Source organism: Nocardia coffeae (genome assembly GCF_019890715.1).
GTDB lineage: Bacteria > Actinomycetota > Actinomycetes > Mycobacteriales > Mycobacteriaceae > Nocardia > Nocardia jiangxiensis.
In genome coordinates this window covers 229686-255366 of sequence record NZ_JAINZY010000009.1, presented here as the reverse complement: position 1 = coordinate 255366, position 25681 = coordinate 229686, and the positions used below count along the sequence as shown (strand labels likewise).

Sequence of the window (25681 nt, the reverse complement as noted above, 5' to 3'; positions counted from 1 at the left end):
ACATTCGGTTTCATGGGACTCGTAGTGGCATTACTCGTTTTTCTACGAACCGTTTTCGACGAGATGTCTGTTTCGGGACGTTCGAACATTTCACTGTTCAGTCCGGTGGTGACGGCGTCCAATTCTTGGAATCACGCAGGCCGACTGCGCCTTTCCCGTGGAAAGCAACATCGGCGCAGTCCTCGCCGCCCACGCTGTAGTTGCTCTTGAACCATGGTGCGTCGCTGAGGTTCATCGTGCCCCCTTGGCTGGAACCTGTTGGTGTACCTGAAGATACGACCCTGGTGTAGATATGGCAACGGCCCGGTTCCGAGATGGCGGAACCGGGCCGTTGCGGTCTATTCGCTGTTCAGGACTGGTCGAACCCGCCGCCCTGGATGCTTGTGGTGAAGGAGTCCCACTCGCTTGGGGTGAAGACCAGTGCGGGGCCTGTCGGGTTCTTGGAGTCGCGCACACCCACCAGACCACCATCGAGGAAGGCCGCCTCAATGCAGTCCTTGCCGCCGCCACTGCGGCTGGACTTGAACCATTTGGCGCTCGACAGATCGACGTTCACGCTCGAAACTCCTTCGCTACCTGCCTCAACAGGCGTTTGCTGGATGCAACGTCAAGCGACGATTGCTGGATGACGCTGTACGCCTGACGATACCTTCCCACATCCTTGGCGCGCTCCAAGTACATGTCACCAGCGTAGGACTCGATGTAGACCACAGTGGGTGACACGTCACGCCCCTTTGCGTCCTGGCCGAAGTCCAGAATGGTGAATGGACCGGTAGGGAGACCAGCGGGAAACCCTACCTCGAACGGTAGGACCCTCACGGTCACGTTGATCGGCATGTTCGCCAGGTGTAGAAGTTCATCGCGCATTACATCGGGTCCGCTGACGACGGTGCGCAACGCGCCTTCCTGGATTATCAGTTCGATTGTGACCGGATTGGTCTTGCGCGTAATCAATGCTTGCCGTTTGGTCTTCAGTTCGATCCGGCGAGCCAGCTCCTCCTCTGTGATGGATGGGAAGTAGACACGGTCGACACCGTGGGCGTATCCAGCTGTTTGGAACAGTCCGCTTGGCATGTCGGGCCGAAAGATCTGGATGTGTTTGGCGCTGGATTCCATCCCTACGTAGAGATCGAAATTGCCGCTGATGATGTCGTCATACGCCTGCCACCAACTCTTTCCGGCGCTCTGTTTCGCCAGACCGATGAGTCCGGCCACCACCTCCTCGTCCTCGATGTCGTAAATCCTGCACAGCGCTTCGACATCGACAACTCGCACGTTGGGGGACTTGCCCGCTTCGATACGTGACAGTTTGGACGCGGACCATTGCATCAGTGGTGCAACCTCTTCGAGTTTCAGACCGGCTCCCAACCGGTTCTCTTTGAGGTATTGGCCCAGCTGCCGTCGCGGCAATGTGGTCGAGTTGTCATCGCTGCTGTCGTTCGTCGTCACGGTCCCTCCGTTTGCATGGTGAGCGATGGCGGTTTGCACGGTGCGAAGAATCGGGTGGAACGCTGCGAACCGCTCTGGGGTTTCGGAAAACCTGCGATGCATTTGCATGGTGCGCTTGAGATCTCGGTTTGTCCAATGGTCTCCTGGAGACACCCCGGCGACAGGGAAAATGGATCGAGAAGCCACTCAACCGAATTGGCCCTCGGGTGCGGCTCGGTCCACAGCGTACCCGAGCATGCGACATTCGGTTCGCAGGTCGGTGAGCGAAGTGTTTCGTCGTCCGGGAACCCAAATCGACACCATGAAAAGTGAAGGGGCGGAGCCATGTCGAAATCGCGGCCGGACCGTGCATTGCCTCGGCGATCACCCGGCGCCCACCGGGCATTGCCGGTGAACTGTTCGAATGTGCGTGTTCTGATGGAGGTGGACGATCCGACACCGGATCTGATCTGTCGTGTCCGGGATGCGTTGTGCGCGTGGGCTTCCACCGAGACGGCGGCGGGGTGATGGGGTGTGGCCGAGATGCTTCCGCCGACGGATCATTCGCCGTTGGCGGTGATGTCGACCGAGCTTGCGCATTGGATCATGCAGTGGCAAATCGACTGTCCGGTGACCGTCTGTGCGGTCAAGCGGCAGGCGAAGGCTCGGCTCGTGCAGGCTCGGCGGCTCGTGCCCGCGGATCAACCGCACTTCGGCATATGAAGGCGGGGGATGCGGGGGCGGCTCGATGAGCTGTGTGGACGATCTGTGGTGCGACTGGTGTGGCCGGTCGAACCGGGTGATCTACCGGTGCGACGATCGCGTGTTCTGCAGCTTCGACTGCGTCCGGAGGTATCGGGCGTCGGGCGAACGCCCCTCGATCGAACGGTCCTCGGACGAACGCTGATCCGGCGAATGTGTTGCGGTGAAAGGTGATTCAAAGAGCGGCTTTTCGGGGACGAGCATGCGACGGGAGGGCCGGTGATCCGGCCCTCCCGTTTGAATCAGCCGATTGATTCACTCGCTGTCGGGGCGCGTGAGGAAGGCGAGGACCACGCTTTCCCAGGCTGCTTTCTGTTCGATCATCACCCAGTGCCCGCAGTTCGGGAAGATGTGGATCTCGCCGCGGGGGAGGGTGCGCAGGGGGAGTAGGGCCATGTCGACGGGGCTCACTCGGTCGTCTCGGCCCCAGGTGATGAGGGTGGGGGCGGTGATCTTGTGCAGCATCGCCCAGTAGGGCGGCTGGTCGGAGGAGGCGGCTGCTGCGGCGGTGGCGGTCATCGCCTTGCGGCTGTACATGCGTCGCGCGGACTCGAGGGTTTTGGGTTCGGTGGCCAGGGCCCAGCGTTCCTCGATCATCTCCTCGGTGACGATGCTGCGGTCGTAGACCATCGAGTGCAGCCAGCTGATCAGGGATTCGCGGGTGGGGTTGTCGGTGAAGTCCATCAGCAGGTTGATGCCCTCGCCGGGGCCGGGGCTCAGGATGTTGCGCCCGACGCCGCCGATGGTGACGATGCGGCGGAACAGATTCGGTTGTGCGATAGCGAGATTCGCGGCGACGATGCCGCCCATCGAGTTGCCGATCACGTCGACCTGCTCCAGGCCCAGCCCGGCCAGGAAGCGCACCACCGCCGCGGGCGCGGCCATCATCGGGTGCTGATCGGTCGGATCGCTCACCCCGAATCCCGGGAATTCCAGTACCAGACAACGGAAATGCTCGGCGAAGACCGCGAGGTTGCCACGGTAGTTGCGCCACCCGGAGACACCGGGCCCGGAACCGTGCAGCATCAGCAGGGGCGGGCCGTCGCCGGCCTCGTGATACCGCAACACTCCTTCGTCGGTGTGCAACTCCCGCAACGTGTTCTCGTATGTCAAGTCGGCCATCGCGGAGGGTCCGCCCTTTCTCACCGGTCGAGTGCGATCTCTGCGGACGTTAGGGCATGGACGAAGCGCGGGGGTAGTCGCGGTACCGCTTACCGAGACTCATCCGACCGCGATATTTCCCTCGATCCGCGCGGAGTCGTCGGACAGATCGGCATGGCGCGTCTCGGGACCGAGCAGCGCGCCGCCGGTGATCAGCACGCCGCCGAGCACGAGCAGCACGGCCGGGGTGAAATCGCGCGGTATCAGGTGTCCCAGCCAATTCTGGTAGTAGGCGTAGAACGAGGTGACCAGAAGCGGTGTGCTGTAACCGAGTCCGAAGCCGGTGCCGCGTGCCGCGACCGGGAAACGCTCGCACAGATAGGACGGCGTCACCGCGAAGACGCTTCCACCGGTCATCCGGATGACCAGCGCGACCACCACGAGTGTGAAGAATCCGCTCGACCAGCCGAGAGCCAGCAGCGCGAAGCTGCCCGCGCAGATCACGGCGACAGCCACACCGTTCCAGGCGATGAAACGTCGTCGGCCGATCCGTTCGCTGAGCTGTCCCAGGAACGGAAAGAACAGTGCGTGGATCCCCTGCGCGATGACCAGCACGCCGGTGACCTGCGTCGCGGTCAGGTGACTGTCCTCGTGCAGCGCGGTGGGCAGAATTCCCGAGGCCATACTCGACGCGAACCACACTCCGGTCATCAGCACGAATATCTGCAGGAAGTCACGACGCTGCGACCCCAGCACGATCTCGCGGATCGGATTCTTCGCTTTCCGGGTCGACTTCCAGGCCGCGGACTCGTCCACGGACCGGGCGTAGTAGACGAGGAAGATGATCGACAGCACCGCGCCGAACGCGAACGGAATTCGCCAGCCCCACACCGTATATGCCGCATGCGGACCACCCTCGTGGGCGAATTGCAGCACCACCAGGGTCGCCACCGCGATCACGCAGTTGGCCAGGGCGGAGCCGCCGCCGATGAAGCCGCCGTACCAGCCGCGCCGCCCCTTCGGTGATGCCTCCATGGCCAGCGGCGTCGATCCGGTGTACCCGCCGCCCATGAACACCCCGTCGACGAATCGCAGCACGATCAGCAGGGCCGTGCTGGCGATGCCGATATCGGCGTAACCGGGCAGGACGGCGATCAGAGCGGTCGTCACCGTGCATCCGGCCACCGCCCAGAGCGTCACTCGCCGCCGGCCGACCGTATCGGCGAAGTAGCCGAAGATCATCGAACCCACCGGCCGTCCGAGCAGGGTCGCGACGAAGACCAGTGCCGAGGTGACCGCCTTCGTGTTCGGCGGCATGTCGGCGGGGATGAAGTAGATCATCGCGGGCACCAGCGTCACGGTCGGCAGGTACACGTCGTACATGTCGACGAAGAACCCGAACGCCGCACCGAAGACCGCGTTGCGTGTCCGCCGGGAGTCGAGTGCGTCCGGCGTCGGATCGCCCTGGATAGTCGACATCTTCGTCTCCTTGACCTACCCACGGGCACAACGGATCCCGCAGCCACCTGTCTGGCGTTCGAGTACTTCGCCGTGACGGCAACGCCCCGGGCTGTCCTGGTCGACATCCCACGCGATCTACTCAACTATTGTCTAACAATCTGGTCTTCGAAGTTAACATTCATTGGTCGCGATCACAAGACTTTCGGCGGTAGTTGGCCCGCGAGGTCGGCGGTGAAGTCGGCGAGCTGCGCCGCTCTGTCAAGGTTTGTCCAACAATCATCCGCCGTCAGTTCGTCGAGTCTCTTCAAGCGAGCGAGTCAATCAGTGATTGAATCATCGTTTGAAATGTGTTTGACTCGGTGACATGGCTGAGCAGGTCGAGAACTCGACGGGTACTCGTGAGCGGCTGCTCACCGCCGCGGAACAGCTACTGCTGACCGGGCGGTACGACGAGGTGTCCGTGCGTGGCATCTGCGCGGCGGCGGGCGCGAATTCCGCTGCGGTGCATTACCATTTCGGCTCCAAGGAGGCGCTCGTCGCGGCGCTGATCGAGGATCGGCTCGGTGCGCTGTGGGATGCCCGGCTCACCGAGTTGGCCGCGCGGCGAGCCGGGGTGGCCGAGGTCGTGGACGCGGTGATCGAGCCGTTCGTGGAACTGGCCGCCGATCCGGTCGGGCGGTTGCACCTGCGGTTGATGGCGCAGTTCGTGCTCGGCCGCCGCCCGATGGGATTCAGTCGGCCGTGGTTCCTGCTCGACACCTGGGACGGGCTGCTGCCCGGACTGGGCGAACGCGAGAGCCGCCGCCGCTGGATGCTCGCCTTCGACCTGATCATCATGCGATTCGGCAATCTCGAATCCCAGGCCTGCGACCTGTCCACGGATGCGGTGGCGACACTGCGTGACTTCGTGGTGGCCGGATTGACCGCTCCCACAGGAGAAAAACGATGAACGACATTTTCGCACCCGCGCAGCTCGGCCCGATCACGTTGCGCAACAGAGTGATCAAGGCCGCGACCTTCGAGGGCCGCACCCCGGATGCCCTGGTGACCGACGAGCTGATCGACTTCCACCGCGAAATCGCTTCCGGCGGTGTCGGTATGACGACCGTCGCCTACTGCGCCGTCGCTCCGGGCGGGCGCACCGACCGGCATCAGATCTGGATGCGCCCGGAGGCGCTGCCCGGACTGCGCAGGCTCACCGATGCGGTGCATGCCGAGGGCGCGGCGGCCAGCGCTCAGCTCGGTCACGCCGGACCGGTCGCGAACGCCGCGTCCAACCGAGTGCCCGCCCTGGCGCCCAGCCGCATGTTCAGCCCGCTGGGTATGCGGATGATGAAGGTTCCCGACGAGTCGGAGATCGCCGAACTCGTTGCGGCACATGCCGATGCGGCCCGTCACGCCGAGCAGGCCGGATTCGACGCGGTGGAGATCCACTTCGGGCACAACTATCTGGCGAGTTCGTTCCTGAGTCCGCTGCTGAACCGGCGCAAAGATCGGTACGGCGGATCCGAGGAGAACCGTGCCCGGCTGGCGCGCGAGATCGCTCGCGCGGTCCGCGATGCGGTGGGCGGGCGACTGGCGGTCACGGCCAAATTGAACATGGAGGACGGTGTGCGCGGCGGTTTCGGCCTGGCCGCGTCACTGCAGGTCGCCGCCTGGCTGGAACAGGACGGCTGCCTGGACGCGCTGGAGCTGACCGCCGGAAGTTCCCTGCTCAATCCGATGCTGCTGTTCCACGGCGATGCGCCGCGCGCCGCGTTCGCGAAGACGCTGCCGGTGCCGACGCGATGGGGTTTTCGCGTGGTGGGCAAGAAGTTCCTGCGCGAATATCCGTATCGCGACGCCTACCTGCTGGATCTGGCCCGGCAGTTCCGCCGCGAACTGTCGCTGCCGCTGATTCTGTTGGGCGGCATCACGAATCTGGAGACGATGCAGCTCGCGCGGGCCGAGGGCTTCGACTTCGTGGCCATGGGCCGCGCGCTGCTGCGGGAGCCGGATCTGTTGCGCCGCATCCAATCCGATCCCGCGACCCGATCGGCGTGCATCCACTGCAACGAATGTATGCCCACGATCTACACAACCACGCGCTGCGTGCTGCGCCTGGAACAGCCCGCATCCGCGGACTGACCCGACGAGGTTTCACCCGATCGACCGAACGAGGAGTTAGCAACTGTGGCAGGACGATTGACCGGACGTATCGCGCTGATCACCGGCGCGGCCGGAGGGATGGGCGCATCGCATGCGCGTGCCTTCGTCGCCGAGGGCGCGGCAGTGGTGCTGGGCGATATCGCCGACGATGCCGGTGAGCGGCTGGCGGCCGAACTCGGCGAGCGAGCCGCCTTCGTGCATCTCGACGTGACTCGCGCCGATGACTGGGCGGCGGCGGTCGAGACCGCGGTCGAGCGATTCGGCGGCCTGAACGTCCTGGTCAACAATGCCGGTCTGCTGGACGGCGGCCCGTTGGGCGTCTACACCGAAAAGCAATGGGAGCGTGTGCTTTCGGTGAATCTGACCGGACCGTTCCTCGGTCTGAGCGCGGCCCGGGACGCGCTGGTGGACTCGCGTCCGGCCTCGGTGATCAATATTTCCTCCGCCGCGGGGATGCAGGGCGTCGCGGGGATGCACGCGTACACCGCATCCAAGTTCGGGGTGCGCGGGCTCACCAAATCCGCTGCGCTGGAACTGGCTCCGCACGGCGTGCGGGTCAACTCGGTGCATCCGGGCGGCATCATGACGCCGATGATCGGGGCTCCGGTTACCGAGCCCGGTGCCGCACCCGCGGTGGACAGGTCGGCCAATCCGCTTGCGCGCCTGGGTCTTCCCGAAGAGGTGACGAGTCTCGTGGTCTTCCTCGCCTCGGCGGAGTCCAGCTACTGCAACGGGTCGGAATTCGTCGCCGACGGCGGTATGACCGCCGGGTCGAACTTCGGCTGATCACCCGGGGGTCGCGCGACGACGCGGACCGGCGGGCCTGCGATGATCGGCGCATGACGATCCGAATACGCCGATCGGGACCGGACGATCGCGCCGCGATACTGCGCCTGATGGCAGCCGCGCGTGGCGACGGGCTCTCACCGGACGAGCGGGCCGAGCGCGGCTTCGTGCAGGGCACGATGGACGAGGCGGTGCTCGCCCGGTTCGAGGCCGGAACGGGCGTATTTCTCGCGGAGCAGGACGATCGGCTCGCGGGGTTCGCGATGACCTCCGGAACCGTCGATCCGCCCGACGGCCCGCCGCGTCGCACCCTCGAGGCCGCGCGGGCGGCGGTGGGTGACCAGCGGATCTTCCTCTACGGCCCGGCTGCGGTCGACCCGTCCTTCCAGGGGCGCGGCGTACTGACCCTGTTGTTGCGGGAACTCAGTGCGCAGTTGTGTGACCGGTTCGATCTGGGCGTTGCCTTCGTCGAGGACGCGAACCGGAAATCGCTTGCCGTGCACCGTCATTACGGGATGACCGAGGTGCCCGGATTCAGCGTCGGCGAGCGGCGGTATCACGTCTTCACCTTCGAGCCCGCGCAGTTCGCGCTGCCGGAGCCCAAGTGAAGGTTCGGCCTCAGCCGGCCAGCAACACCGCGATCAGGGATATCGCGCCGGGCAGCGCCTGAACCAGAAGGATGCGCCGCCCGGCGGTGAAACCGCCGTAGAGTCCCGCGACCACGACGCAGGCGGTGAAGAAGATCGCCGCGTCATGGCCGACCGGGTCGCCGGCGATCAGACTCCAGATCAGGCCCGCGGCCAGAAAGCCGTTGTAGAGGCCCTGATTCGCGGCCAGCACCTTGGTCTGCTCGGCGAATTCGGCGGTGCTGCCGAACGAGGCCCGCACGCGCGGGGTGGTCCACAGGAACATCTCCATGATCATGATGTAGATGTGCAGGACCGCGAGGAGTCCGACCAGGATTTCGGCCACGATGCGCATGCGGGGATGCCTTTCTCACAGAGTTCACCCGTCTCGGATGACAGCATGCCGGGTCGGTGAATGCGGTGCGGGAAGGCTCGCCGTTCAGTCGCGGACCGCGCCGGGTTCGCGGGCGGGCAGGCCGCGCAGCAGAGCGTCGAGGAACAGTTCGAAGCGGGGGCGTTCTCGCCCAGATCGAGCGGATTCTCCTGGGCCGCAAGCCAGCTCACCACCGAGGTGACGAAGATGTACCAGCTCTGCTCGGCCAGTTCGGGAGCCAGGCCTGCCTCGGTGAAGGCGGTGATCACCGCGGCGCGGATCCGGCCGAAGGATTCGGTCGTGTGCCGGTGCGGCCGGGCGATGCGGGTCGCGTAACCGGGGACCGCCAGGAACTGGTCGTGCATGGCCCAGGCGACCCGGGCGAGCCAGGGGCGCCACTGTTCGCCCCGCGGACCCTCCGGCGGCAGGATGCGATCGATCAGCACCTCGCTGACCAGGTCGAACAGCTGATCGCGATTCTTCACCCAGCGATACAGCGCGCCGTGGGTGACTTCGAGGCGGCTCGCGAGTTCGCGCATCGTCAGGGTGTCCAGGTTCCCGGCGGACAGGGCGGCGTCGACGATCTGCTCGCAGCTGATCTGCGCGGGACGGCCCGGAGGGCGGGTTGTCGCGGAATCGGCCATGTCAGGACCTTACGAGACCGGTGGTGGGGTGCGTCACGCGCGATGCCCGAAGGTGCGACGCTGTTGTCGAGTGATGAGCAGGTGCGCCGGGCCTGCGATATGACGACGCTCGTGGATACGGTGCAGGTGGCGCTGCGGGAGGCCGCCGGGCCCGAGGTGGATCTGCCGCATATCGATGTCCTACCTGTCGGCGCGGCATCGGAGGCTGTGGTGGGATCGGATGTTGTTGTGGCGGCGACGAATACGGGATCGAGCGGGTTGCGTTGCGTGGGGAGTGGCTCGAAGCGGGGCAGCATGTGATCTCGATCGGATCGACTCTTCCGGCGATCCGTGACCACAACCGCACTCGGATAGTGAGCGCGACAACCGCGCTCCGCGATGCCTGCCGGTGTCACCGCGCTCCGATATGCTCGGCGAGATCGAGCGGTGTCGAGACGAACGCGTCGGGCCAGGGAAAGGAACGCCGTCATGTTCGAACGCGCAATACAGAAGTCTGTCGAATTGCTCTTGCGCGGCGGGACAGGGGTGCAGGCGCCGTTGGCGGCGAAATATGTCGACCGGATGCGGCAACGGCATCCGGAGCGTTCGCCCGAGGACATCGAGAAGCGGCTGGAGTCGCGCTATCTGATCGTCGTCACCGCCAGCGGCACCCTTGCGGGCCTGTCGGCCGTCGTGCCCGGGGTGGGCACGCTGATCGGATTGGCGGCCAGCGGAATCGAATCCGTCTTCTTCCTGGAAGCCTCCGCGCTGTACGCCGCGTCGGTGGGCGCGCTGCACGGCATGGAATCGATGTCGCCGAACCAACAGCGCGCCTTGGTCGCCGGTGTCGTGCTCGGTGAGAGCGGCACGGAGATTCTGGGCAAGAACGCGAGTCAGTCGGCCAGGGATTGGGCCAATGTCGTCGCCGACAAGATCCCGGTCGTGCGCAATGTCGACAATGCCATGGCGAAGAAGTTCATCGTCCAATTCATCCTCAGACGCGGAGTGCTCGTGTTCGGCAAGGCGCTGCCGATCGGAATCGGCGCGGCGGTCGGAGCCGCGGGCAACCTGGCTTTCGGCAGAACCGTGGTCGCCAACGCGCACCGCACATTCGGCCCGGCTCTGTCGACGCAGCCGGAATGACCTGTGTCGGTACTAGCCGATAGAGGCCGGATTTCGCAGAACCTCCCTTACCGTATGCAGCGCCGCGCCGAGCATCGGGCCACGTCGGCCCAGTGGTGATGCGGTGACTGTCTGCACGTCGAAAGGTCTTACGGTGAGCCGGGTTTCGAGCTGTCGGCGAATGCGCGGCAGCAGCCAGTCGCCGAGTTCGGCGTAGGCGCCACCGAGAATCACCGCGGCGGGGTCGAACAGGCCGATCGCACCGGCCAGCGCGATACCCAGTGCGTCGCCGGCGCGTTCGATCGCGTCCAGCGCGCCCGGATGTCCGGCGCGGGCGTGTTCGGTCAGGACGGTGACCGGGTCGGTGGCGGTCGGTTCGGGCAGACCGGCCGCGTGCAGAACCGCCTCCTGATTCGCGTACAGCTCCAGGCAGCCGCGGCTGCCGCAGGTGCAGCGCGGTCCGTCCGGATGGACCGGCATATGGCCGAGTTCTCCGGCGAAACCCCGTGATCCGCTGTAGAGCCGTCCGTCGATGACCAGGGCCGCGCCGATTCCGGCCTCGGCGGAGACGTGCAGGAAATTGGCGGGCGCGTGCGCGGTCCACAGTTCGGCGAGGGCTCCGAGATTGGCCTCGTTCTCCAGGTGCGGGGTGTCGGGGCCGGGCCAGAGCGTCGCGATCGGCACGTCGTGCCAGCCGAGATTCGGTGCGTGCGTGAGCATTGCGGGTCCTGGGCCGGGCAGGCCGGGCGCCGACAGCATCGGGGACAGCGGGCGCAGTCCCGACGATTCGGCCTCGGTCCGCGCCTCGGTGGCCAGATCCGCCAGTGCGGCAAGGACATCGGCGGGATCGCGGTGCGCGTTCGAGCGTTCGACGCGTCGCCACACTCGCACCTCACCACCCAGATCGACGACGCATGCGCCGAGGTGGCCGACACCGATCTCCAGGCCGAATCCGGCGGGGCCGCTGTCGTTGAGCGTCAGTGTGCGCCCGGGGCGTCCGGCGCGTCCCGAGGAGGCCATGGGGCCCTCGCGGACGAGTTCGGCGGCGATCAGCTCGTCGACCAGGCTCGAGACCGCCGCACGGGTGAGTCCGATGCGGGCTGCTACGTCCGCCCGGGAGAGGTCGGTGTGCGTGGCGACTATCCGCAATACCAATGCGAGGTTGTGCCTGCGCATTCCGAGCTGTGAGGCAGCCGGGCCAGGAGTGGAGCTGTCGGCGAAATGTGCAGTGCTGCTGTGCCGTACGGCATTCACTCCGTGCCTCCTCGGTCGTGTGCCGCTCACGAGGCGTCCGCGATCGGGCGGGGCCGCGAGTGCGCTCCGGGGGATGCGTTGCCGAAGGCCGAGCGTGGTGTGTGCATCCGTGAGTGCGGGTGGCCGATCATTCGGCGTCCACCGGCGTGGATGGGCGTGGTGCGGTGGTGTCGAGTAGCGGGGTGGCGGCCGCGAGGGTTTCGGCGAGTCTTTCGCAGGCCGCGACATCTCGTGGAATCGGTTCCAGCAGTGGACCTTCGGCGGTGCCCCAGTGGCGCGCGACCGCATAGGGATCCGCACCGGTCAACAATGCCGCGGCCTGGGCGGCCGCGCCGAGGGCGACCAGTTCCCCGGCGGGCGGGATGCGAACCGCGCGGCCGGACAGGTGCAGGACCGTCTGCTGCCAGGCCGTTCCGCGTGCGCCGCCGCCGATCAGGAGCAGCGGGGCGTCCTGGTCCGGTGATGTGGCGGATGCGGAGATGTCGCCCGGCGCCAGAACAGATTCGAGTGCTGCGAGCAGGGAATACACCGCGCCGTCGTAGGCGGCCTGCAATACCTGACCGGGAGTGGTGTCGTGGCGCAGACCGTGGATCAATCCGCTCGCGGAGGGCAGGCGGGGAGTGCGCTCGCCGTCGAGGTACGGCAGGACGACCGCGCTGCCGCCCGGTTCCACCTGCTCCCGGTCCAGGCTCAGCAGCGTCGCGATGCGGTCGATCGCCTGGGTGCAGTTCAGTGTGCACGCCAGCGGCAGCCAGTCGCCTCCGGCGTCGGCGAATCCGGCGACCACGCCGGTGGGATCGTTGGGGCGGACGAGGGTGCGGGCGTACACGGTGCCGGACGTGCCCAGGCTCAGTACCGGCGTGCCCGGCTCGAGTCCCAGACCCAGTGCGGCGGCCATATTGTCGCCGGTGCCCACCCCGATCGGGATTCCCTGCGGTACAGGACTGTTCGCGCGCGACAGGCCCACCGCGCGGTCCGGCGGCGCGAGGGCGGGAAGCGTCGCGGCGTCCAGCCCGATCGCCGCGAGCACCTCGTTGTCGTATCCCGAGGGTGACCACCAGGCCGTGCCGGAGACATCACCCCGATCGGTCGCGCCGACGCCGGTCAGTCGCTCGGTGAGATAGTCGTGCGGAAGACGCACGGCCGCAACGTTTTCGGCATTACGCGGTTCGTTCTCGCGGAGCCAGGCCCACTTGGCGGCGGTGAACGAGGCATTGGGCACCGAGCCCGCGCGTTCGGCCCACCACCGCGCGCCGAATCGTTCGACGAGCGCCGCGGCCTGGGGTGCGGAGCGCACGTCGTTCCACAGTAATGCGGGACGAACCGGCTCGCCCGAAGCATCCAAGGTCACCAGGCCGTGCTGCTGACCGCCGATCGACATCGCCTCGGCCCGTGGGGCATACCCGGTTGCCTCGACGGCCGCGCACAGCGCCGACCACCACTGCCGCGGATCGCTCTCGCGCGCCTCGCCCGTACTGACCGTATGCGATGCACGCCCCTGACCGAGTACCTCGCCCGAGTCCACATCGACCGCCAGCGCCTTGGTCGCCTGCGTCGAGCTGTCGACGCCGATGACGACGCGTTGAACAGCCATGATCACGCTCCTGCCGTGCTCGTGCGGACGGTCTTCCCATCCCGGTCACCGCCCACTATATTTGTTTTTCGACTTTACAAATAGGGATTCACGATCCCGCGCAGAGTTCGGAGCCGCCCATGAGCAGGTTCACTCCCACCCCCGCCGACCGCTTCACCTTCGGCCTGTGGACCGTCGGCTGGCAGGGTCGCGACCCGTTCGGCGATGCGACGCGCCCGGCCCTGGATCCGGTGGAGTCGATCGAGCGCCTGGCCGAGCTGGGTGCGTACGGCATCACCTTCCACGACAACGATGTGATCCCGTTCGACGCCTCGGAATCCGAACGCGCGCAGATCATTACGCGCTTCCGTGCGGCGCTGGACAAGTTCGGCCTGGCCGTGCCGATGGCCACCACCAACCTGTTCACCCATCCGGTGTTCAAGGACGGCGCGTTCACCGCCAACGATCGCGATGTGCGGCGATATGCCCTGCGCAAGACCCTGCGCAATATCGATCTGGCCGTCGAACTGGGTGCGTCCACCTACGTGGCCTGGGGTGGTCGGGACGGGGCCGAATCCGGCGGGGCCAAGGATGTTCGGTTGGCGCTGGATCGGCTGAAGGAGGCGTTCGACCTGCTCGCCACCCATGTTCGGGAACAGGGCTACGACCTCCGCTTCGCCATCGAGCCCAAGCCGAACGAGCCGCGCGGGGACATCCTGCTGCCGACCATCGGCCACGCGCTGGCCTTCATCGACGAGCTGGAATTCCCGGAACTGTTCGGCCTGAATCCCGAAGTGGGACATGAGCAGATGGCCGGATTGAATTTTCCGCACGGCATCGCCCAGGCGCTGTGGCACGGCAAACTCTTCCATATCGACCTCAACGGCCAGACCGGCCCGAAATACGATCAGGACCTGCGTTTCGGTGCGGGGGATGTACGTCAGGCATTCTGGCTGGTGGACCTGCTCGAGCGCAGCGACTATCAGGGTCCGCGCCATTTCGATTTCAAGCCCGCGCGCACCGAGGATTTCGCCGGGGTGTGGGCCGCGGCGGCCGGATGTATGCGGAACTATCTCATCCTGGCCGACCGGGCGAAGGCATTCCGCGCCGATCCGGATGTGCAAGAGGCCCTGCGGGATTCGCGCGTGGAGGAGCTGGCGGTGCCCACCGCGGCGGACGGTCTGGCGGGACTGCTGGCAGACCGCGCCAGCTTCGAGGAGTTCGATCCGGAGGCCGCGGGAGCGCGGGGAATGGCCTTCGAGCGGCTCGATCAGCTGGCTCTGGAGCATCTGCTCGGTGCTCGCTGACCGGGTGCTCGACGGCCGGATGCCGGTGTGATGCGCCGGTAACTTGCGTGCGTGTGCAGCTCCGCCGAGAGCTGCACACGCACGTCCGCGAGCCGGGTGGCCGACCGGCGAGCTCCGCTGTGCCACACCGTGATCGGCGCGTGATTGCGGCGTGATCGGCGCGAATCGGGCATATCGAACGAGAGGTGAAGATGTTCGGATGTCCTAGGTTTTCTGTGTGAATCCTTGGGGTACTTATGGTTCAAACTTCAAGATGAATCTTTCATTCGGCGGGCAATGCCGGATCGTAACTCGACTGAGTCGGATCTCGTCGGGTGGCGTCGTGCTGCCCGTCGGGTTATGCTGCTGCGCGTAATGAATCAGGGTCTCTAACAGGGGATTCGGGTGTATACGGGGTGTACACCCGGGCTGTTTCGTTTAATGGTCGGTTACGAAACGGAAAGTGCGGAAGTTGGCCGTATCAGTAAATCCGCCGAACGGTCAGGCTGCCGGTTCCGGCAATCGAGATCTGCGTGCGGCCGGGGGTGCGTTCGGCGCGTGCGCGGTCGTCGCGGCGGTCGCGGTGCTGGGAGCGGTGTTCGTCACGCCCGTCGACGAGCGTGTATCGATGGCGATCGGTTGTAGTGCGGCTGCCGTGGTGGTGTGCGCGATCGCTGCTGCCGGGGTCTATTACGCGGCGCAGGCGCGCCGGTATCGGGCGCTGGCCGAGGAGGCCGAGCGGACTCTCGAAGCGGTGCACCGGGAGGCCACCGCGCGGGTCGGCGCTGTGCGCGAAGAACTTTCGGTGCAGCTGGTCGCGGTGGGCGAGGATGCCGCCCTGCGGATCGAGGCCGCCGAGCGGGCCGTGGTGGACCGGGCCGCGCAGGTGCGGCACAGCGACCGCCGCCGCGCCTCGGCACTGGCCGCCTTCGCGGGCGCGGCCGGACGGATGCAGGCCATGACCACCAGCATGCTGGCCGAACTGCGCGAGATGGAACACCGCCACGGTGAGCCGAAGGTGCTCGCCGACCTGTTGCAACTGGATCACCGCACGGCACAGGCCGGTCGCCTCGCGGACAGCATCGCGGTGCTCAGTGGTGCGCGCACCGGACGACGCTGGGCCAAACCCATTGCGATGGAGTCGATTCTGCGCGGCTCGATGGGGCGGATCGCCGGATACCAGCGAATCCGATTGCGCGTCATCGCCGATATCGGCGTCGCCGGGCATGCCGCCGAGGGCGTGATGCACGCGCTGGCCGAACTACTGGACAACGCTTGCAACTTCTCCCCGCCGACGACCGAGGTGCACGTCTACGCCGCCGAAGTGCCTGCGGGCGTGGTGGTCACGATCGAGGACAGCGGTCTGGTGATGAGCGAGTCCGCGCTGCGTCGCGCCGAGGAGGCGGTGGCCGGCGCCGGACCGGGAGAGCGTTCGGATCTGTCCTCGCTCACCGGAACCCGACTCGGTCTCGCGGTGGTCGGCCATCTGGCCCGCAAGCACGGTCTGCGGGTGTCCTATCGGCCTTCGGCGATCGGTGGCACCGCGGTGGTCGTGGTGGTGCCGCGCGATCTGATCGTCCGGGTGGATCGCGGTGCGCCCGCGGCGGTTTCGATCGCCTCCTCCCGCACCGAATTCCAGCAGCTACCCGCCGCGCGGTCGGATACCGCCGCGCATGCGCTCGCGGCGGCCGCGGTGTCGCCCGAGACCGAGACCGCCACGGCACCGACCGCATCGCCGCTGCCGAAACGACGCAAGGGCAGCACCCTGGCCGCCGTACATCCCGAGGGGCTGGGCGAGCCCGCCGAGCCGCCGAGCGCGCCGGTGTCCCGGCCGCCGAAACCCTCTGCGCTGGGGGCATTCCAGCGCGCGATCAGCGGGCGCGACACCGCGGTCACCCCCACCCCGTCCCCGACCGTGGAGAACGAACCATGACGACATCCGCGCCGTCCCAGCTGGGCTGGCTGCTCGAACAGCTGCTGTCTCGCACCCCGCAGGCCCGTCATGCGCTGCTACTGTCCAGCGACGGGCTCAAGATGTGCCATACGCCGGAGCTGTCCGTCGACAAGGCCGATCAGCTGGCCGCCATCGCCGCGGGTATCCAGAGTCTGTCGCACGGTGCGTCGGTCGAATTCGGTGACGCCAAAGGTGGTGTGCGCCAATCGATGACCGAATTCCACGGCGGCATCCTGTTCATCGTGCAGTCGGGGCTGGGCACGCATCTCGCGGTGGTCGCGAACGAGGAAGCCGACGCGGGTCTGGTCGGGCACAACATGGCCGAACTGGTCGAACAACTCGGCCACCATCTGGTGGCCCAACCGCGCAACGGGGGGACAGCGTGAGGTATCCGCGATGAGCAGGTCTGTCCGGGACGAGGGGCCCGATCGGCTCTACACGCTCACCGGCGGCCGCAGCAAACCCGATTCCGATGCGTTCGACCTGGTCACCCTCGTGGTCAGCGAATGCGCCCCCACCCCGGGCATGCAATCCGAACACGTCGCGATCCTGGACATGTGCCGGGCCCCGACCGCGGTGGTGGAGATCGCCGCCGAACTGCGTCTGCCGGTCGGCATCGTCACGATCCTGCTGTCGGATCTGCTGCACGCCGGTCGGATCACCGTGCGGCATCCGTATTCCGGCTCCACCGACCGCGATGCGGGGTGGACCGGGGTGGCCGATGCCTCCACCCTCGAGAAGGTGCTTGTTGGACTCCGCAAACTTTGATCAGCCCGCCCGTTCCGACGCGCCGCTGCAGGACACCGCGCAGCACGGGCTGAAGATCGTCATCGTGGGTGGTTTCGGGGTCGGCAAGACCACCATGGTCCGGTCGGTCAGCGAGATCCGGCCGCTGGACACCGAGGCGACGATGACCGATACCGCAGCGGGCGTGGATGATTCGTCCGCGGTGCCCGGAAAGTCCACCACCACGGTGGCTTTCGACTTCGGCCGCATCACCATCGATGCCGAACATGTGCTGTACCTGTTCGGCGCCCCCGGTCAGGAGCGGTTCTGGTTCCTGTGGGACCGGCTGTTCACCGGTGCGCTCGGCGCGATCGTGCTCGTGGACCCCAACCGGATCGCCGACTGCTGGTACGCGATCGATCGGCTCGAATTTCAGCGCACGCCGTTCGTGGTGGCGTGCAACGACTTCGGCGCCCGGTTCACCGATCCCGAGGAGGTGCGCGCCGCACTGGACCTGGATCCGCACGTGCCGCTGGTGCACTGCGACGCCCGGTCCCGAGATTCGGGCAAACAGGTCCTGATCACCCTCGTCGAGCATCTCTACGCAGGTGCCGTCCCGACCCCGGAGTCCGCGCCATGACAACGCCCGAAGCCGGATACGACCACATCGGCGGCTGCCCGGTGCACCCGGAGTCCGCGGTGGTGCCGCTGAGCGGGCCGCGGTTCCACACCGACCCGCATCGGCTCTACGAGGAGATGCGCAGTGCGCACGGGCCGGTGGTGGCGGTCGAGTTGGCGGGCGGGATTCCGGCGTGGCTGGTCATCGGCTACCGGGAACTGCACCAGGTGACCAGCGATCCGGATCTGTTCCCGCGCAATGTCGCACTGTGGAATCAGTGGCCGAACATCCCGCCGGACTGGCCGCTGCTGCCGATGGTCGGGCAGCCGATTCCCTCGATCTACTTCACCGCGGGTGCGGAGCACCGTCGGCACGTGGCGATGGTGGAACCCGCGCTGGAATCCATCGACCCGTTCGAATTGCGCAGTACCTGTGAGGATCTCGCCGATCGGATGGTCGACGTGTTCTGCGGGCGCGGCGAGGCCGAGCTGGTCTCCGAATTCGCCGAGCCGCTGCCGGTGCTGGCGTTGGCGCGGCTGATGGGCTTCTCCGACGAGGAGGCTCCCGAACTCGCGTGGGCGATGAAGACCCTCGCCGACGGGGGCGTTCAGGCGCAGGCGGCCTATCAGCGGTTCACCGAACTCGCGCACGGCCGGGTGCATCGGGAACGAGAACGTCCGGGCCACAACATGATCACCGCGATGCTCGAATTCCCGGAGCCGTTCACCGACGAGGAGTACGGCTACGACGTGCAGGCGGTCCTGGCCGCGGGACATCTGACCACGGCGGACTGGCTGATCAACTCGCTGGGCCTGATGCTGACCGACGAGCGTTTCGCCGTCGCGTTCGGTGGCGGGCGGCGCAGCGTGGACCAGGCCATGAACGAGGCGCTCTGGGAGGACGCGCCCAATCAGATCCTCGCGGGGCGTTGGGCCTCACGCGATACCCGGTTGGCGGACAAGGTGATTCGCTCCGGAGACATGCTGTTGCTGGGCCTGGGCGCGGCCAACGCGGACCCGCACGTGCGCGCGCATCTGGGTGAGGGCGCGGATCTCGTGCACGCGGGCAACAGTGCGCATTTCGCGTTCAGTCACGGGGAATACCGCTGTCCGTTCCCGGCGCAGCAGATCGCCGAGATCATCGCGCGGACCGGTATCGAGGTGCTGCTGGATCGGCTGCCCGATATCGATCTGGCGGTTCCGGCGCACAACCTGGTGCGCAGGCCGTCGCCGTTTCTTCGTGGAATGTCTTCGCTCCCAGTCAATTTCACACCGGTTCGTGCAGTCGGAGGTATTTCGTGAGCAAACAATGTCCGCTCGTCATCGACCCGATGATCGGCGATCTGGCCGGAGAGACCACGCGATTACGCGACGAGGGTCCGCTGACCCGCATCGAGCTGCTGGGTGTCCCGGCCTGGACGGTGACCGATCATCAGATCGCCCGGCAGCTGCTGGTCGATCCGCGGCTGGTCAAGGACATCGGTTCCTGGTCGCTGTGGAACTCCGGCACGGTCACCCGGGAGTGGCCGCTGATCGGCATGATCGACGCGGGCCGATCGATGTTCACCGTCGACGGACCCGAACATCGCCGGCTGCGGATCAAAACGACTCAGGCGCTCACGCCGCGGCGGCTCGAGGCGCTGCGGCCCATGATCGAACGATTCACCACCGAACTTCTGGACGATCTCGCCGCGGCGGGGAGTGGCGGCGAGATCGTCGATCTGAAGGCGGTTTTCGCCTATCCGCTGCCGATGCGCGTGATCAGCGAACTGATGGGCGTGGATCGCGCGGATCATCCGATGCTGCTCGAGCGGTGGAAGGCGTTCTTCTCGCTGCTGACCCCGCAGCAGGAGCGACTGCGGATCATCGAGGAGATGGTCGAGTACTTCACCGCCATGGTGCGCGAGCGCGTCGCGCACCCCACCGACGATCTGACCAGTGCGTTCATCCAGGCCGACGAGGGTGGTGAGCCGCTGACCGAGGAGGAGATCGAGGGCAATCTGCGCGCCCTGATCGCCGCCGGGCACGAGACCACGGTCAGCCTGATCGTCTCCGCCGTGCGCGCGCTGCTGACCCATCCCGATCAGCTGAAGCAGGTGCGCAGTGGCGAGATCGAGTGGAAGCAGGTGATCGAGGAGACCCTGCGCTGGGATGGTCCGGTGATCCACCTGCTCATGCGGTTCGCGACCGAGGACATCGTCGTGGGCGACACCGTGATCGAGCAGGGGGAGGGCGTGGTCATGTCGTATCGGGCGATCGGCCGCGACCTGGCGGTGCACGGCGCGGACGCCGACGATTTCGACATCACCCGCCCGACCGCGCACCGCAACATCTCCTTCGGCTACGGCCCGCACATCTGCCCGGGTGCGGCCCTGGCCCGGCTCGAGGCCGCGATCGCCCTGCCCGCCCTGTTCGAGCGTTTCCCGGATCTGGACCTGGCGGTTCCGGTCGAGGAGCTGCACAATCTGCTGGTGCTCACGCAGAACGATCTGGCGAGCCTCCCGGTCCGTCTCCAGGCCGCTGTGCAGTAGCTTTCCGGCGAAGCGTCTCCGTGCGCTGAGGGTCGCCCGCGAAGCGAAAGGCTCAGCAAGGCCAACTCCAAGGTTTTCGGCGCGGACGAGCCTTACAGCGCCGAAAACCCGCCGGAGCGGAGCGGAGGCAGAAGATTCAGCTAGGCAATTTCTATAACGTGTTCTAACTTGGAGGTGTCCGGTACCCAGCGAAAGGCGCATGACCGATGGCACCTGTCATCCCGCAGCACGACGAGCTCGACTACCTGCACCGTGAACCGCTGCCGGTCGACATCCTGATCCGGTCCCTGGATCGCTATGCCGATCGGACGGCGATGTACGTCGGGGACGCCGAGCTCACCTACCGGCAGGTCCGCGATCAGATCAGCCGTTTCACCCAGGCGTATGCGGCCCTGGGTATCGCAGCCGGTTCGGCGATCGCGGTCCTGTCCGCGAACCGGCCCGAGGTGCTGATCGCGCAGGGCGCCAACGCGTTGTCCGGGATCCGGTCGATGGCGTTGCATCCGATGGGTTCGCTGGAAGATCACGCCTACGTGCTCGAGGATGCGGGCATCGACACCCTGGTCTACGACCCCAGCGCTTTCGAGGAGCGGGCCGCCCAGCTCGCCCCGCGGGTTCCGGGCCTGAAGAATCTGCTCGCCTTCGGCCCCACCGAGGCGGGCACCGATCTGCTGGCCGAGTCCGAGAAGTTCGAGCCGCAGAAACTCGTCGGCCCCAGCACGAGCCTGGACGACGTGTTCAGCCTCGCCTACACCGGCGGCACCACCGGCAAGCCCAAGGGCGTGCAGATCAGCAACCGCGGCACCGCGACCATGCTGCGCATCCAGATGACCGAATGGGAATGGCCCAGCGAGACCAGGTTCCTGGTCTGCACGCCGCTGAGCCACGCGGGCGGCGCGTTCTGGAATCCGACCAGTATGCGCGGCGGTTCGATCGTGGTGCTGCCCGGATTCAATCCGGAGAAGCTGTGCAAGGCGATCGAGAAGTACAAGATCACCGCGACGATGCTCGTGCCGACGATGCTCTACGCCCTGCTGGACTATCCGGACCTGGGCAAGTACGACCTGTCGAGTCTGGAGACCGTCTTCTACGGCGCGTCGGCCATCTCCCCGGCGCGGCTGGCCGAGGCCGTCGAACGGTTCGGCCCGATCTTCTTCCAGTTCTACGGTCAGGCCGAATGCCCGATGGCGATCTCGGCGCTGCGCAAGGCCGATCACGATCTGAGCCGCCCCGAACGCCTGTCCAGCTGCGGGCGTCCGGTGCCGTGGCTGCACGTGGCGTTGCTGGACGACGAGGGCAACGAGGTGCCCGACGGCGAGCCCGGTGAGATCTGCGTGCGCGGTCCGCTGATCATGCAGGGCTACCTGAACAAGCCCGAACAGACCGCCGAGGCAACCAAATTCGGCTGGCTGCACACCGGTGACGTGGCTCGCAAGGACGACGAGGGCTACCTGTACATCGTCGATCGCAAGAAGGACATGATCGTCTCGGGTGGATTCAACGTCTTCCCGCGTGAGGTCGAGGACGTGCTGTCCGCGCATCCCGCGGTGGCCGCCGCGGCGGTGATCGGTGTGCCGGACGAGAAGTGGGGCGAGTCGGTCACCGCGATCGTGGTGCTGCGACCCGGCAAAACGGTCGAGGTCGAGGAGTTGCAGGCGCTGGTCAAGGAGCACAAGGGTGCGGTGTACTCGCCCAAGACGGTCGAGTTCGCGGACAGTATTCCGTTGAGCCCGTTGGGTAAGCCGGACAAGAAGGCGTTGCGCGCGCGTTACTGGGAGGGTACCGGGCGTCAGGTCAACTGACCGCCTCGAACCGGAACGACTGTGCGCCCGTCCGATTCGGACGGGCGCACAGTCGTCGGATCTCAGATCATCGCTCGCAGTGGGCCTTCGGGCTCGACGCCCATGGAGGTCAGGGCGACCGAGTGGTACAGCGATCCGGGAGTGTGGATGGCGTGCTGCAGGCCGACGTGGGCGTTGCGCCAGAAGCGTTGCAGCGGAGTGCGTTTGCGGGCAGCGTTACCGCCGGAGCGGGCGAAGATCTCGTCCACCGCGTCGACCGCGCGCCAGGCGCTGCGAACCTGGTTGCGGCGCACCAGCGAACGGTCCTCGAAGCTGATCGGGGTGCCCGCGTCGGCCAGATCGTAGAGGCGGCTCACACCGTCGATGAGCTGGGTGCGTGAGGCGGCGATCTCCGCGGCCGCCTCCGAAATCGTCGACAGCACATAGGGATCGTCCTTGACCCGGGTGCCCATCGCATTGACCCGCTCGCGCTGATAGTCCAGATGCGCGGCCAGGGCGCCCTCGCAGATGCCGATCACCGCGGAGGTGATGCCGAGCGGGAACATCGCCCAGAAGGGGAGTTTGTAGAGGGTTTCGGTGCGCCCGGCGCGTTCGGCGGCGAGTTCACCCTCGGCTACCTCGGTGGAGTCGATCGTGCGGTAGGCGGGCACGTAGGCGCCGTCCACGACGACGTCCTTGCTGCCGGTGCCGCACAGGCCGATCACGTCCCACGAGTCGTCGATGATCGTGTAGTCCTTGCGCGGGATCACCACGTGGATCACCTGTCCGGGCGTGGTCGGTGCGCCGTCCGCGGTGCACACCAGCGCGCCCAGCACGACCCAGTCGCAGTGGTCGGTGCCGGAGGAGAAGTTCCAGTGGCCCTTGACGATATAGCCGTCGTCGGTGATCGTGGCGGTGCCCTGAGGCGCGTACGGGGAGGCCATCCAGACGTCCGGATTCTCGCCCCACAGCTCGTTCTGCAGGCGGCGGTCCAGTAGCGCCATCTCCCACGGATGTACGCCGCCGACCCCGCACACCCAGCCGGTGGAGCCGCACCGCTTCGCCACGGCCATCACGGCCTCGGCGAAATCGCGAGGATGCGCGGCATATCCACCGAATTCGGCGGGTTGCAGCAGGCGCATCACGCCGGTCTCCCGGACCAGCGCGACGCTCTCGTCGGACAGCTTGCCCCCGCGCTCGGTCGCATCGGCGGCCGCGGCGAATTTCCCGGCCACCTCCTCGACTCGGCGAACCACCTCGTGCGACATCCACGGACCTCCGAAACTGCTGTCGTTGACCTCCCCACTCCGTAGTGAGGACTGCTTCGACGGTAGGCCGGAATCGCGGTGGTCACGATGGTCGTGCCCGCTCATCGGACATGCTCCGGCGCGGGGGCCGGCTCGATCGGGCTAGGACTTCAGCAGTCCGGAGTCGCGGATCGCCTCGGCCAGCGGTTCGAGCACCGCCGGGTCGTGCGGGGTGGGGATGTAGATGATCGCCAGATCCAGGCCCTTGTCCTCGAATGCGGCGATCTGCTCCAGGAATTGCGGGTAGCTGTGACCGGGCTCCAGCCGCTGATGGGCGGACAGGGTGATCTCGGCCGGATCGCGGCCGATGTCGGCACAGTGCGCGGCGAGCACCTCGCGCTTGTGGGCGAACTCCTCGGGGGTACCGCCGACGAAGTTCCAGTGCTGGGCGTAACGGGCGGTGATGCGCAGGGTGCGCTTCTCGCCGTTGCCGCCGATGCAGATCGGCGGGTGCGGCTGCTGCGGGCCCTTGGGCTCGTTGCGCGCGCCCTTCAACTGGTAGAACTTGCCGTCGAAATCCGTTGTCTCCTGGCTCAACAGGCCGATCAGGACCTGGCATGCCTCCTCGAAACGGTCGAGTCGCTCACGGACGGTGCCCAATTCGATGCCGTACGCGCCGGACTCCTCCTCGTTCCAGCCCGCGCCGATGCCGAGTTCGAGCCGCCCGCCGGAGATGATGTCCAGTGCCGCAGCCATATTCGCCAGCACCGCGGGGTGCCGGTAGTGGATTCCGGTCACCAGCGTGCCCAGTCGCAGACGCGTGGTGGCCTGGGCAAGCGCGGTGAGCGTCGTCCAGCCCTCGAGGCAGGGGCCGGTCGAATCGGAGAAGATCGGATAGAAGTGGTCGAATGTCCAGCCGGACTCGTAGACGTCGATCTGGTCCGCGGCCCGCCAGACCGCCAGGATGTCGGCCCAGGTGGTGTTCTGCGGTGAGGTTTTGAAGGCGAATCGCATGGGTGCAACGCTACGATCTGGAGTGTGCTCGAAGTCAAGCGGCCAGCGGAAATGCCTCCGATCGGCCGTGCGGACGGGGCATGAGCGGGTCACGTGCACAGCCGAGCGGAAGCGAGGTGAAGCCATGAGTGAGTCGACGAGTCGACCGGCGGCGGATACGAGCGAGATGACCGCCTGGCAGGTTACCCGGCCGGGGCCGATCTCCGGCGGACCGCTGACGCGGGTTCGGGTACCTGTTCCGGAGCCGGGTCCGGGTGATCTGCTGGTGCGGGTGCTGGCCTGTGGGGTGTGCCGCACGGATCTGCATGTGGCCGAGGGTGATCTGCCGGTGCACCGGCCCGAGGTGGTACCCGGGCACGAGATCGTCGGCGAGGTGGTCGCACGCGGCGCGGACGCCACCGAGGAGTTCGCGGTCGGGGATCGGGTGGGCATCGCGTGGTTGCGGCACACCTGCGGGGTGTGCCGGTTCTGCCGTCGCGGCGCGGAGAATCTGTGTCCGCGATCGCGCTACACCGGCTGGGACGCCGACGGGGGATATGCCGAATTCACCACGGTGCCATCCGATTACGCGCACCCACTGCCGTCCGGGTATACGGATGCGGAGTTGGCGCCGCTGCTGTGCGCGGGCATCATCGGATATCGGGCGTTGCAGCGCGCTGCGCTGCCCGAGGGCGGGCGGCTGGGTATCTACGGATTCGGCGGCAGTGCGCATCTGGCCGCCCAGGTGGCGCTGGCGCGTGGGGCGCAGATACATGTCATGACACGTGATCGGGCCGCGCAGGAGCTGGCCGTGGCGCTCGGGGCGGCCTCGGCGCAGGGGGCCGCGGATCCGCCGCCGGTCCCGCTGGACGCGGCGATCCTGTTCGCGCCGGTCGGCACTCTGGTGCCGCCGGCCATGGCGGCGCTGGACCGCGGTGGTGTGCTGGCGATCGCGGGCATCCATCTCAGCGACATTCCGGCGCTGAACTATCAGCGTCACCTGTTCCAGGAGCGGGAGATTCGGTCGGTGACGGCCAACACCCGCGGTGATGCCCGCGAATTCCTGACCTTCGCCGGTGCGCATCGGCTCGAGGTGACGGTGCACCCGTACGGGTTGGACGCCGCGGACCGGGCGCTCTCGGATCTGGCAAGCGGAAAGTTTGCGGGAGCCGCTGCACTCATTCCCTGACACGCCGGTGACACGCCGAGTAATGCAGGTAGAGTTTGTGATTCACCCACTTTGTCTCAGTATCTGATGCTTTGCTGGAGAGATACACGGCGAGTGGAG

Annotated in this window: 26 protein-coding genes; 15 read left to right on the top strand and 11 right to left on the bottom strand. The window is 66.7% G+C overall.

Features of this window, described 5'->3' with window-relative positions; translation table 11 throughout:
• Window positions 1–97: 97 nt before the first annotated feature.
• The 5 genes from K7711_RS29555 to K7711_RS29535 all read right to left on the bottom strand — a co-directional run bounded on the left by K7711_RS29555 (window position 98) and on the right by K7711_RS29535 (window position 4770).
• Entirely contained in the window at window positions 98–235 is a 138-nt protein-coding gene (locus K7711_RS29555) for a DUF397 domain-containing protein (protein ID WP_222972726.1), read from the bottom strand.
• Window positions 236–349: 114 nt separating this feature from the next.
• A complete protein-coding gene (locus K7711_RS29550) occupies window positions 350–556 on the bottom strand; it encodes a DUF397 domain-containing protein (RefSeq protein WP_222972725.1) in 207 nt (68 codons plus the stop codon).
• Window positions 553–1449 carry a helix-turn-helix domain-containing protein gene (locus K7711_RS29545; protein ID WP_308015007.1) on the bottom strand — a complete coding sequence of 299 codons (897 nt, stop codon included), beginning with the start codon at window positions 1447–1449 and terminating at the stop codon, window positions 553–555. Before K7711_RS29545 ends, K7711_RS29550 begins: the two co-directional genes overlap by 4 nt.
• 996 nt (window positions 1450–2445) lie before the next feature.
• Complete coding sequence (locus K7711_RS29540; RefSeq protein WP_222972724.1) at window positions 2446–3312, bottom strand: alpha/beta fold hydrolase; 867 nt, start codon at window positions 3310–3312, stop codon at window positions 2446–2448.
• 99 nt (window positions 3313–3411) lie between these two features.
• Window positions 3412–4770: an MFS transporter gene (locus K7711_RS29535; protein ID WP_222972723.1), complete on the bottom strand. Its 1359-nt coding sequence runs from the start codon at window positions 4768–4770 to the stop codon at window positions 3412–3414.
• 346 nt (window positions 4771–5116) lie between these two features.
• Between K7711_RS29535 and K7711_RS29530 the strand changes: the two genes are divergently transcribed.
• The 4 genes from K7711_RS29530 to K7711_RS29515 are packed head-to-tail and all read left to right on the top strand — an operon-like array spanning window position 5117 to window position 8294.
• The gene (locus K7711_RS29530) at window positions 5117–5701 is read left to right on the top strand and encodes a TetR/AcrR family transcriptional regulator (RefSeq protein WP_222972722.1); all 585 of its coding nucleotides are present in this window, start codon (window positions 5117–5119) and stop codon (window positions 5699–5701) included.
• Entirely contained in the window at window positions 5698–6879 is a 1182-nt protein-coding gene (locus K7711_RS29525; RefSeq protein WP_222972721.1) for an NADH:flavin oxidoreductase, read from the top strand. The genes K7711_RS29530 and K7711_RS29525 overlap by 4 nt, the downstream gene beginning before the upstream one ends.
• Before the next feature lie 45 nt (window positions 6880–6924).
• Window positions 6925–7686: a glucose 1-dehydrogenase gene (locus K7711_RS29520; protein ID WP_222972720.1), complete on the top strand. Its 762-nt coding sequence runs from the start codon at window positions 6925–6927 to the stop codon at window positions 7684–7686.
• Window positions 7687–7739: 53 nt separating this feature from the next.
• Entirely contained in the window at window positions 7740–8294 is a 555-nt protein-coding gene (locus K7711_RS29515; RefSeq protein WP_222972719.1) for a GNAT family N-acetyltransferase, read from the top strand.
• A gap of 10 nt (window positions 8295–8304) precedes the next feature.
• Here the strand turns inward: K7711_RS29515 and K7711_RS29510 are convergent, their stop codons facing one another.
• Together K7711_RS29510 and K7711_RS29505 are read right to left on the bottom strand one after the other, a co-directional pair.
• Window positions 8305–8667: a DUF1304 domain-containing protein gene (locus tag K7711_RS29510; RefSeq protein WP_222972718.1), complete on the bottom strand. Its 363-nt coding sequence runs from the start codon at window positions 8665–8667 to the stop codon at window positions 8305–8307.
• Window positions 8607–9329, bottom strand: coding sequence for a TetR/AcrR family transcriptional regulator (locus K7711_RS29505; protein WP_222972717.1), 723 nt, complete (start codon window positions 9327–9329; stop codon window positions 8607–8609). The genes K7711_RS29510 and K7711_RS29505 overlap by 61 nt, the downstream gene beginning before the upstream one ends.
• 42 nt (window positions 9330–9371) lie before the next feature.
• Between K7711_RS29505 and K7711_RS29500 the strand changes: the two genes are divergently transcribed.
• Window positions 9372–9629, top strand: coding sequence for a hypothetical protein (locus tag K7711_RS29500; RefSeq protein WP_222972716.1), 258 nt, complete (start codon window positions 9372–9374; stop codon window positions 9627–9629).
• Window positions 9630–9797: 168 nt separating this feature from the next.
• Window positions 9798–10451, top strand: a complete 654-nt coding sequence (locus tag K7711_RS29495) for a hypothetical protein (protein WP_222972715.1) — start codon at window positions 9798–9800, stop codon at window positions 10449–10451.
• A gap of 12 nt (window positions 10452–10463) precedes the next feature.
• Here K7711_RS29495 and K7711_RS29490 read toward each other — a convergent pair whose 3' ends face one another.
• Window positions 10464–11684 (bottom strand): ROK family transcriptional regulator, encoded by a 1221-nt coding sequence (locus tag K7711_RS29490; protein ID WP_222972714.1) that lies wholly within the window; start codon window positions 11682–11684, stop codon window positions 10464–10466.
• Between the two features lie 127 nt (window positions 11685–11811).
• Entirely contained in the window at window positions 11812–13278 is a 1467-nt protein-coding gene (gene xylB, locus K7711_RS29485; RefSeq protein WP_222972713.1) for a xylulokinase, read from the bottom strand.
• Window positions 13279–13397: 119 nt separating this feature from the next.
• Here xylB and xylA point away from each other — a divergent pair, with 119 nt between their 5' ends.
• From xylA to K7711_RS29445, 8 genes are all read left to right on the top strand, one after another.
• On the top strand, window positions 13398–14564 hold the full coding sequence (xylA, locus tag K7711_RS29480; protein ID WP_222972712.1) for a xylose isomerase: 1167 nt from the start codon (window positions 13398–13400) through the stop codon (window positions 14562–14564).
• 451 nt (window positions 14565–15015) lie between these two features.
• Window positions 15016–16476, top strand: coding sequence for a sensor histidine kinase (locus K7711_RS29475; RefSeq protein WP_235747969.1), 1461 nt, complete (start codon window positions 15016–15018; stop codon window positions 16474–16476).
• Window positions 16473–16883 carry a roadblock/LC7 domain-containing protein gene (locus K7711_RS29470; RefSeq protein WP_222972711.1) on the top strand — a complete coding sequence of 137 codons (411 nt, stop codon included), beginning with the start codon at window positions 16473–16475 and terminating at the stop codon, window positions 16881–16883. Before K7711_RS29475 ends, K7711_RS29470 begins: the two co-directional genes overlap by 4 nt.
• Window positions 16884–16893: 10 nt before the next feature.
• Window positions 16894–17265, top strand: coding sequence for a DUF742 domain-containing protein (locus tag K7711_RS29465; protein ID WP_040823322.1), 372 nt, complete (start codon window positions 16894–16896; stop codon window positions 17263–17265).
• Window positions 17246–17863 carry a GTP-binding protein gene (locus K7711_RS29460; RefSeq protein WP_235747968.1) on the top strand — a complete coding sequence of 206 codons (618 nt, stop codon included), beginning with the start codon at window positions 17246–17248 and terminating at the stop codon, window positions 17861–17863. The genes K7711_RS29465 and K7711_RS29460 overlap by 20 nt, the downstream gene beginning before the upstream one ends.
• Window positions 17860–19143 carry a cytochrome P450 family protein gene (locus K7711_RS29455; RefSeq protein ID WP_040823318.1) on the top strand — a complete coding sequence of 428 codons (1284 nt, stop codon included), beginning with the start codon at window positions 17860–17862 and terminating at the stop codon, window positions 19141–19143. Before K7711_RS29460 ends, K7711_RS29455 begins: the two co-directional genes overlap by 4 nt.
• Complete coding sequence (locus tag K7711_RS29450) at window positions 19140–20372, top strand: cytochrome P450 family protein (RefSeq protein WP_308015006.1); 1233 nt, start codon at window positions 19140–19142, stop codon at window positions 20370–20372. Before K7711_RS29455 ends, K7711_RS29450 begins: the two co-directional genes overlap by 4 nt.
• A gap of 206 nt (window positions 20373–20578) precedes the next feature.
• Entirely contained in the window at window positions 20579–22174 is a 1596-nt protein-coding gene (locus tag K7711_RS29445; RefSeq protein ID WP_222972709.1) for an AMP-binding protein, read from the top strand.
• A gap of 62 nt (window positions 22175–22236) precedes the next feature.
• Here K7711_RS29445 and K7711_RS29440 read toward each other — a convergent pair whose 3' ends face one another.
• Entirely contained in the window at window positions 22237–23421 is a 1185-nt protein-coding gene (locus K7711_RS29440; protein ID WP_222972708.1) for an acyl-CoA dehydrogenase family protein, read from the bottom strand.
• A gap of 141 nt (window positions 23422–23562) precedes the next feature.
• On the bottom strand, window positions 23563–24414 hold the full coding sequence (locus tag K7711_RS29435; protein ID WP_222972707.1) for an LLM class F420-dependent oxidoreductase: 852 nt from the start codon (window positions 24412–24414) through the stop codon (window positions 23563–23565).
• Between the two features lie 166 nt (window positions 24415–24580).
• Here K7711_RS29435 and K7711_RS29430 point away from each other — a divergent pair, with 166 nt between their 5' ends.
• Complete coding sequence (locus K7711_RS29430) at window positions 24581–25582, top strand: zinc-binding alcohol dehydrogenase family protein (RefSeq protein ID WP_222973143.1); 1002 nt, start codon at window positions 24581–24583, stop codon at window positions 25580–25582.
• The last annotated feature ends 99 nt before the right edge of the window (window positions 25583–25681 follow it).

What these genes read in the sequence shown, in the direction of transcription:
- K7711_RS29515 (WP_222972719.1), top strand. Translation starts at nt 7,740, where the DNA reads ATGACGATCCGAATACGCCGATCGGGACCGGACGATCGCGCCGCGATA.
- K7711_RS29535 (WP_222972723.1), bottom strand. Translation starts at nt 4,770, where the DNA reads ATGTCGACTATCCAGGGCGATCCGACGCCGGACGCACTCGACTCCCGG.
- xylB (WP_222972713.1), bottom strand. Translation starts at nt 13,278, where the DNA reads ATGGCTGTTCAACGCGTCGTCATCGGCGTCGACAGCTCGACGCAGGCG.
- K7711_RS29500 (WP_222972716.1), top strand. Translation starts at nt 9,372, where the DNA reads ATGCCCGAAGGTGCGACGCTGTTGTCGAGTGATGAGCAGGTGCGCCGG.
- K7711_RS29470 (WP_222972711.1), top strand. Translation starts at nt 16,473, where the DNA reads ATGACGACATCCGCGCCGTCCCAGCTGGGCTGGCTGCTCGAACAGCTG.
- K7711_RS29430 (WP_222973143.1), top strand. Translation starts at nt 24,581, where the DNA reads ATGACCGCCTGGCAGGTTACCCGGCCGGGGCCGATCTCCGGCGGACCG.
- K7711_RS29445 (WP_222972709.1), top strand. Translation starts at nt 20,579, where the DNA reads ATGGCACCTGTCATCCCGCAGCACGACGAGCTCGACTACCTGCACCGT.
- K7711_RS29510 (WP_222972718.1), bottom strand. Translation starts at nt 8,667, where the DNA reads ATGCGCATCGTGGCCGAAATCCTGGTCGGACTCCTCGCGGTCCTGCAC.
- xylA (WP_222972712.1), top strand. Translation starts at nt 13,398, where the DNA reads ATGAGCAGGTTCACTCCCACCCCCGCCGACCGCTTCACCTTCGGCCTG.
- K7711_RS29525 (WP_222972721.1), top strand. Translation starts at nt 5,698, where the DNA reads ATGAACGACATTTTCGCACCCGCGCAGCTCGGCCCGATCACGTTGCGC.
- K7711_RS29505 (WP_222972717.1), bottom strand. Translation starts at nt 9,329, where the DNA reads ATGGCCGATTCCGCGACAACCCGCCCTCCGGGCCGTCCCGCGCAGATC.
- K7711_RS29435 (WP_222972707.1), bottom strand. Translation starts at nt 24,414, where the DNA reads ATGCGATTCGCCTTCAAAACCTCACCGCAGAACACCACCTGGGCCGAC.
- K7711_RS29495 (WP_222972715.1), top strand. Translation starts at nt 9,798, where the DNA reads ATGTTCGAACGCGCAATACAGAAGTCTGTCGAATTGCTCTTGCGCGGC.
- K7711_RS29440 (WP_222972708.1), bottom strand. Translation starts at nt 23,421, where the DNA reads ATGTCGCACGAGGTGGTTCGCCGAGTCGAGGAGGTGGCCGGGAAATTC.
- K7711_RS29530 (WP_222972722.1), top strand. Translation starts at nt 5,117, where the DNA reads ATGGCTGAGCAGGTCGAGAACTCGACGGGTACTCGTGAGCGGCTGCTC.
- K7711_RS29465 (WP_040823322.1), top strand. Translation starts at nt 16,894, where the DNA reads ATGAGCAGGTCTGTCCGGGACGAGGGGCCCGATCGGCTCTACACGCTC.
- K7711_RS29540 (WP_222972724.1), bottom strand. Translation starts at nt 3,312, where the DNA reads ATGGCCGACTTGACATACGAGAACACGTTGCGGGAGTTGCACACCGAC.
- K7711_RS29455 (WP_040823318.1), top strand. Translation starts at nt 17,860, where the DNA reads ATGACAACGCCCGAAGCCGGATACGACCACATCGGCGGCTGCCCGGTG.
- K7711_RS29555 (WP_222972726.1), bottom strand. Translation starts at nt 235, where the DNA reads ATGAACCTCAGCGACGCACCATGGTTCAAGAGCAACTACAGCGTGGGC.